6 protein-coding genes and 2 pseudogenes are annotated in these 6,833 nt (G+C 62.9%); 4 read left to right on the top strand and 4 right to left on the bottom strand.

The window, feature by feature from the left end:
• Window positions 1–178: 178 nt before the first annotated feature.
• The 3 genes from corA to NMG80_RS04150 all read left to right on the top strand — a co-directional run bounded on the left by corA (window position 179) and on the right by NMG80_RS04150 (window position 2,251).
• The gene (gene corA, locus NMG80_RS04160) at window positions 179–1,153 is read left to right on the top strand and encodes a magnesium/cobalt transporter CorA (RefSeq protein WP_254016963.1); all 975 of its coding nucleotides are present in this window, start codon (window positions 179–181) and stop codon (window positions 1,151–1,153) included.
• A 133-nt stretch (window positions 1,154–1,286) separates the two neighbouring features.
• Window positions 1,287–1,784, top strand: a complete 498-nt coding sequence (locus NMG80_RS04155; RefSeq protein ID WP_254016962.1) for a MaoC family dehydratase — start codon at window positions 1,287–1,289, stop codon at window positions 1,782–1,784.
• Window positions 1,781–2,251 (top strand): MaoC family dehydratase, encoded by a 471-nt coding sequence (locus tag NMG80_RS04150; protein ID WP_254016961.1) that lies wholly within the window; start codon window positions 1,781–1,783, stop codon window positions 2,249–2,251. The genes NMG80_RS04155 and NMG80_RS04150 overlap by 4 nt, the downstream gene beginning before the upstream one ends.
• Before the next feature lie 163 nt (window positions 2,252–2,414).
• On the opposite strand, the pseudogene NMG80_RS04145 reads toward NMG80_RS04150, so the two are convergent.
• The 4 genes and pseudogenes from NMG80_RS04145 to petA all read right to left on the bottom strand — a co-directional run bounded on the left by NMG80_RS04145 (window position 2,415) and on the right by petA (window position 6,031).
• Window positions 2,415–2,958, bottom strand: a pseudogene (locus NMG80_RS04145) (adenine phosphoribosyltransferase).
• Window positions 2,959–3,185: 227 nt separating this feature from the next.
• Window positions 3,186–4,058 carry a cytochrome c1 gene (locus tag NMG80_RS04140; RefSeq protein ID WP_254016960.1) on the bottom strand — a complete coding sequence of 291 codons (873 nt, stop codon included), beginning with the start codon at window positions 4,056–4,058 and terminating at the stop codon, window positions 3,186–3,188.
• Between the two features lie 89 nt (window positions 4,059–4,147).
• A pseudogene (locus tag NMG80_RS04135) lies at window positions 4,148–5,453 on the bottom strand (cytochrome b).
• A gap of 17 nt (window positions 5,454–5,470) precedes the next feature.
• Window positions 5,471–6,031: a ubiquinol-cytochrome c reductase iron-sulfur subunit gene (gene petA, locus NMG80_RS04130; RefSeq protein WP_027151039.1), complete on the bottom strand. Its 561-nt coding sequence runs from the start codon at window positions 6,029–6,031 to the stop codon at window positions 5,471–5,473.
• Between the two features lie 302 nt (window positions 6,032–6,333).
• Here petA and NMG80_RS04125 point away from each other — a divergent pair, with 302 nt between their 5' ends.
• Window positions 6,334–6,690 (top strand): cupin domain-containing protein, encoded by a 357-nt coding sequence (locus NMG80_RS04125; protein ID WP_254016964.1) that lies wholly within the window; start codon window positions 6,334–6,336, stop codon window positions 6,688–6,690.
• Window positions 6,691–6,833 lie beyond the last annotated feature (143 nt).

Below are 6,833 nucleotides of genomic sequence, written 5' to 3'. Positions count from 1 at the left end.
CACAAGGGGAGAAGGAAGAGCCCGAGCGGCTCCTCCGGCGCGGCTTGACTGCCTGCAATGCCCGGTCTAAGGGGCGTCTGCACCGGCCCTTGCTTTTCCTCGAAAGCGCCTGTCCGTGCAATCCAAACGACGCGCCGACTCGAACCCATCCTTTTGGCCTCAGTAAGGAGACCCGGCGATGATCAAGGCATTCGTCGTGGACAATGATCGCCTGCGCCTTGCCGACGATCTCTTGGCAAACAGCGACCAGGTCGTCTGGGCCGACCTTGTGAGCCCGACAAAGGAAGAGGAAGCGGCCATCGAGGCCTGGCTCGGCGTTGGCATTCCGACGCGCGAGGAGATGGAGGAGATTGAGATTTCGAGCCGCCTCTATGTCGAGGACGGCGCCTATTTCATGACCGCCATTCTGCCGGCCCAGACCGAGGCCGACGATCCCCTGATGTCGCCGGTCACCTTCGTGCTGGCCGGCAACAGGCTGATCACCGTGCGTTACCACGAACCGAAGGCTTTCAAGACGTTTCCGCAGCGTGCTGAGAAGGTGGCGACCGGCTGCACCAGCGGCGACACCATCCTGATCGGCCTGCTGGAGGCGATCGTCGACCGCCTCGCCGACATTCTGGAGCGTGCCGGCCGCGACATCGAGACGATCTCGCGCGACATCTTCCGGGCAAGCTCGACCAAGGCTTCCAAGCGCAACCGCGATTTTCAGGAATTGCTGAAGGCCATCGGCCGCGAGGAGGACATCGCCTCCTCGATCCGCGACAGCCTGATCTCGCTGCAGCGGCTCGCCGGCTTCCTCACCCACGCTTCGGCCCAGACCAAAATGAGCAAGGACATCCGCGCGCGCATCAAGACTTTGTCGCGTGATGTGCTGTCGCTTGCCGACCACGCCACCTTCCTGTCGCAGAAGATCAACTTCCTGCTCGACGCGACGCTCGGCATGATCTCGATCGAGCAGAACGCCATCATCAAGATCTTCTCCGTCGCCGCGGTCATCTTCCTGCCGCCGACGCTGGTCGCCTCGATCTACGGCATGAATTTCAATGTCATGCCCGAACTGACCTGGAACTTCGGCTATCCTTTCGCCATCGGCTTGATGATCCTCTCGGCGATCCTGCCCTTCTGGTATTTCCGCCGCCGCGGCTGGTTGTAGAGGCTTCGGAGCTTCTATTACGTTGAGCGCGATGGCCTGGCGCACCAGAAATGACTTGACCAAATCCCGCCCCGCCTGCATCCGGGAACCCCGATCCGCGACGATCGTACAACCTTGAACCGGATTCCAGACCATGACCGGAAACAACGCAAAGACTTCGGCCTATGAAAAGACTTGGGCCTATGAGGATTTCGTCGAGGGCGCCTCGCTCGACCTCGGCACGAAACTGGTGAGTGCGGCCGAGATCATCGAATTCGCGCAAGGATTCGATGCGCAGCCGATGCATCTCGACGAGGCGGCGGGCAGGGCCAGCATCCTTGGCGGGCTGGCGGCCTCCGGCTGGCACACCTGCGCGATGTTCATGCGCATGCTGTGCGACGCCTTCCTGCTGGACTCGACCTCGCAAGGCGCCCCTGGTGTCGACCAGGTCCGGTGGAAGAGGCCGGTGCTGGCCGGCGACATCTTGAGCGGCAACACCACCGTCCTTGCCAAACGTTTGTCCAGGTCCAAGCCTCAGCTCGGCCTCGTCACCTTGCGCAGCGAGCTTTTCAACCAGCGTGGCGAAGGCGTCTTCGAACTCGAGAACACCGTCATGTTCCTCGCCCGTGATGCCGCACAGGGCCGCTCATGACATTGGACGAGTTCTTCCGCATCGGCGTCACCGTCACCCTCGGGTCGCATAGATTCGAGCCCGAGGCGATCAAGGCGTTCGCCCGAAAATACGATCCGCAGATATTCCATCTCGATGAAGAGGCGGCGAAGAACAGCGTGTTCGGCGGCCTGTGCGCCTCAGGCTGGCACACAGCTGCAACCTGGATGAAATTGAACGTTGAGACCGGCGTGGAGGCCGAAGGCATCAGTTGGGCCGGCGCTGGGCCTGCGCCCGAATTCGGCCCATCGCCCGGCTTCAAGAACCTCAAATGGCTAAAACCCGTCTATGCCGGAGAAACCGTGACCTTCACCCGCACCGCGCTTGCCCACCGCCCCATCGCATCGCGGCCGGGCTGGCGAGTGCTGACGCTGCGCTCGGAGGCTTTCGATTCGACCGGCGACAAGGTCATCGAGTTCGAAAGCGCCGTGCTGGTGAAGGTGGGATAGCTTCTTCCTTCTCCCCTTGTGGGAGAAGGTGGCCGAGCGAAGCTCGGTCGGATGAGGGGTGCTCCAGCTTGGCACCGACAGCACTCCGTCCAACACCCTCTTCCGTCTCGGCGCTGCGCGCCGATCCACCTTCTCCCACAAGGGGAGAAGGCAGAACACTCTCTCAATGCCCTTCGAACCCGATCAGCGTTGACCGGCACGCCGAGCCCCTCGAGCTTCTCGCGACCGCCGAGGTCCGGCAGGTCGATGACGAAGCAGGCGGCAATAATGTCGGCGCCGATCTGCCGCAACAGCTGGACCGCTGCCGCCGCCGTGCCGCCGGTGGCGATCAGGTCGTCGATGAGGATCACCTTCTCACCCGGAGACACGCCATCCCTGTGCATCTCCATCTCGTCCAGCCCGTATTCGAGGCTGTAGGCGATGCGCACCGTCTCGTAAGGCAGCTTGCCCTTCTTGCGGATCGGCACGAATCCGGCTGAGAGCTGGTGGGCGACGGCGCCGCCAAGGATGAACCCGCGCGCCTCGATGCCGGCGATCTTGTCGACCTTCTGGCCGGCATAGGGATGCACCAGCTCGTCGATGGCGCGGCGGAAGGCGCGCGCATCGCTTAAGAGCGTGGTGATGTCGCGAAACAGGATGCCCGGCTTCGGATAGTCCGGAATGGTGCGGATCGCGGCAAGCAGCGTGTCTTCGAGCGAAGGTTTCATGTGGCGGCTCTCCGGGCGTTCGCCCGACTTGAAGACGTGAAAGGGAATTTTTGGCCGATCGTAACCCGGCGCGGCCGGCGACGGCTACCGCGATGTGGCGCCTGGAAGAAAATTGTCCGGCAAAGGACTGGAGCCGGCGGCCTTCGAAGGCGGTCTTCGGAGGCAGTCCTCGGACATGCAAAAAGGGCGCCCTTCGACGCCCTTTTGATCTCGTGGCTTTGCGTAGCTCAGTGCGCCACGCCGGCCCACACCTTGCGCTTGGTCAGATAGACCAGCGCGCCGAACAGCAACAGGAACACCAGCACGCGAAAGCCGGTCTTCTTGCGGGCTTCCAGATGCGGCTCGGCTGCCCACATCAGGAAGGCCGACACGTCGCGGGAATACTGGTCGACCGTCTGCGGCGAGCCGTCGTCATAGGTCACCTGGTCGTCGGAAAGCGGGTTGGGCATCTTCAGCGAGACGCCGGCTATGAAGTACGGATTGTAGTGGGTGCCTTCCGGTATCTCCATGCCCGCCGGCGGCTGCTCGTCATAGCCGGTCAGCAGCGAGTGGATATAGTCGGGACCGCCCTGGGCGTATTGCGTGAAGATGTCGAAGACGAAGCGCGGAAAGCCGCGCGTGACGCCGCGCGCCTTGGCCAGCAGCGACATATCGGGCGGCGCAGCCCCGCCATTGGCGGCCGCTGCTGCCTGATCGTTGGGGTACGGCGCCGGGAAATAGTCGGACGGTATGCCGGGACGATCGAACATCTCGCCGGCATCGTTGGGACCATCATTGATCGTATACTCGGCGGCCAGCGCCTTGACCTGCGCTTCCGAGTAACCAAGGTCTTCCAGCGTGCGGAACGCCACCAATTTCATCGAATGGCAGGCCGCGCAGACTTCCTTGTAGACCTTCAGCCCGCGCTGCAACTGCGCCTTGTCGTAGGTGCCGAATGGCCCGGCGAAGCTCCAGTCCATTTCCTTCGGCTCGTGTATCGGGAAATGCGTCGGCGCGGCTTCGCTGTGCGCCTCCTCCTGGGCGATCGCCCCGGTGGTCGCGGCCGCAGTGCCTGCCAGCACAAGGCCGAGCAGTGCCAGCGAGGTGAGAATCGTCTTCATACCAAATCCCCTTGAGATTCTCTGCCGCGCTGTCGTCGTCTCGAGCATGATCTTGTCCGAAAACCGGTCTCCACTTTTCGGGGTCATGCTCAGCCCTTGGTTTCCGGCGCGGCTGTCGCGCGAGCCGGATGCCCGCCACCGCCACCCTTGTTCTTCTCGAGAACCGCCTCGGTGATCGAATTCGGCAATCGCCGCGGGGTTTCGATCAGGCCAAGCACCGGCAGCACGACCAGGAAGAAGGCGAAGTAGAACAATGTCGCCATCTGCGCCATGAAGACATAGCTGCCTTCGGCCGGCTGCGAACCCAGCCAGCCAAGCAGGACGGCATCGATCACAAACAGCCAGAAGAACAGCTTGTACCAGGGCCGGTAGACCGCCGAACGCACCTTCGAGGTGTCGAGCCACGGCACCAGGAACAGCATGGCGATGGAGCCGAACATCGCGAGCACGCCACCGAGCTTGGAGTTGATCGGCCCGATATTGAAGGTGATGGCGCGCAGGATCGCGTAGAACGGCAGGAAGTACCATTCCGGCACGATATGGGCCGGCGTCTTCAGCGGGTCGGCGACGACGTAGTTGTCCGGATGGCCGAGAAAGTTCGGCAGGTAGAAGACGAAGTAGGCGAAGATGAACAGGAACACCAGCATCCCGAACGCGTCCTTGATGGTCGCGTAAGGGGTGAAGGCGACGGTATCGGTCTTCGATTTGACCTCGATGCCGGTCGGGTTCGACTGGCCGACGACATGCAGCGCCCATATATGCAGCACGACGACGCCGGCGATCATGAACGGCAGCAGATAGTGCAGTGAAAAGAAGCGGTTCAGCGTCGGGTTGTCGACGGCGAAGCCGCCGAGCAGAAGCTGCTGGATCCACTCGCCGACCAGCGGGATGGCGCTGAAGAAGCCGGTGATGACGGTCGCCCCCCCAGAACGACATCTGTCCCCAGGGCAGCACATAGCCCATGAAGCCTGTCGCCATCATCAGCAGGTAGATGATGCAGCCAAGGATCCACAGCAGCTCGCGCGGCGCCTTGTAGGAACCATAGTAGAGGCCGCGGAAGATGTGGATGTAGACCGCGACGAAGAAGAACGACGCGCCGTTCGAATGCAGATAGCGCAGCAGCCAGCCCGAATTCACGTCGCGCATGATCTTCTCGACCGAATCGAAGGCGAAACTGCTGTCCGCCGCGTAGTGCATGGCCAGCACGATGCCGGTCAGCATCTGCGCCCCCAGCATGAGCGCCAGGATGCCGCCGAAGGTCCACGCATAATTGAGGTTGCGCGGCACCGGATAGGCGACGAAGCTGTCATAGACCAGCCGCGGCAGCGGCATGCGGGCATCGACCCAGCGTCCGATACCGGTCTTGGGCGTATAGGTCGAGTGTCCTTCGCTCATCGAAATGTCCCCTCGCCTCAGCCGATACGGATCTTGGTGTCGGAAATGAACTGGAATACCGGCACCGACATGTTCTCCGGCGCCGGTCCGCCGCGGACGCGGCCGGCGGTGTCGTATGTCGAACCGTGGCACGGGCAGAACCAGCCGCCGAACTCGCCTTCCTGGCCGAGCGGAATGCAGCCGAGATGGGTGCAGACCTGGACCATCACCATCCAGGCCTCCTTGCCCGGCATGGTGCGGTTGGCGTCCGTCGCCGGCGCATCGGCCGGCAGATTGGCGTTGCGGGCGAGCGGATCCTTGAGCTCGGCCAGATTGACCGCCTCGCCGTCCTTCATCTCTTGTTCGGTGCGGTTGCGCACCACCACCGGCTTGCCGCGCCATTTCACGACAAGCGAGGTTCCCGGCGTCAGCGAGGAGACGTCGACCTCGACCGAGGCCAGCGCCAGCGTCGAGGCGTCCGGGCGCATCTGGTCGATGAACGGCCAGGCGACGGCACCCGCGCCGACCACCGCGGCCATGCCGGTGGCGACGTAGAGAAAATCACGACGGTTGGGATCCTGGATGTCGGTTGCGCTCACGGGTGCCTGATCCTTTCGCCTCTTCCGTGCCGGTGGCCGAGGCTTGTTCCCCGCCTTTTTCACGCCAACCCGACAGCGCATGGCGAACAGGCTAGCGAATTCCTCCGGCAATTGGACTTCGGTTTATGCGTGAAGCCCGTTTTTGTCCAGACAGGTGAAGGCACAAGGGCAGATTGTCGCGGGGCCGCAATTCGGCGGCGGGCGGCGTGGCGACGAAGACGGCGAAACCACAGGAAAACAATGCAAAACCGGCGCCGGTGTTTGCCTCGACAGAAGACGCGGCCTCGGTCTATGCTCGGCTCATGGCGCATGTCATCGACCGCGACAAATGGGCCAGGACGCCCGACCGCTGGCCCGACCATTGGCAGGGCGAACTGCAGTGCGGCGCCTACGGCTCCACAAGCTGCCTGATCTTCAACTATCTGCCGGAGATCGGCGGCGGCCCGCGGCTGCACATGCATCCCTATTGCGAGATTTTCATCATCCGCACCGGCACCGGGCTGTTCACCGTCGGCGACCAGCAGATCGAGGCGTCGGCCGGCCAGATCCTGATCGTGCCGCCGGACACGCCGCACAAATTCACCAATCTCGGCCCAGGCCCGCTGGAGACCACCGACATCCACGAAAACGGCAGCTTCATCACCGAATGGCTGGAGTAGACCCCGAACCGAAAGTCCGCGTCAGCGAAAAGTGGAAACCGGTTTTCGGAAAAGATCATGGTCAACCTAGTGGATCGCGGTAGGGACGCCCATTGCTAGGCGCCCCCCGCACAGATCCACGCAGGCGGCTTTCCCGCACGTGG

Source organism: Mesorhizobium escarrei (assembly GCF_935825525.1).
In the GTDB taxonomy this organism is placed as follows: domain Bacteria; phylum Pseudomonadota; class Alphaproteobacteria; order Rhizobiales; family Rhizobiaceae; genus Mesorhizobium; species Mesorhizobium escarrei.
This window is presented reverse-complemented; position numbering and strand designations above follow the sequence as displayed.

Coding starts and splice junctions, on each gene's coding strand:
- NMG80_RS04150 (WP_254016961.1), top strand. CDS start 1,781: ATGACATTGGACGAGTTCTTCCGCATCGGCGTCACCGTCACCCTCGGG.
- NMG80_RS04140 (WP_254016960.1), bottom strand. CDS start 4,058: ATGAAGACGATTCTCACCTCGCTGGCACTGCTCGGCCTTGTGCTGGCA.
- NMG80_RS04155 (WP_254016962.1), top strand. CDS start 1,287: ATGACCGGAAACAACGCAAAGACTTCGGCCTATGAAAAGACTTGGGCC.
- corA (WP_254016963.1), top strand. CDS start 179: ATGATCAAGGCATTCGTCGTGGACAATGATCGCCTGCGCCTTGCCGAC.
- NMG80_RS04125 (WP_254016964.1), top strand. CDS start 6,334: ATGGCGCATGTCATCGACCGCGACAAATGGGCCAGGACGCCCGACCGC.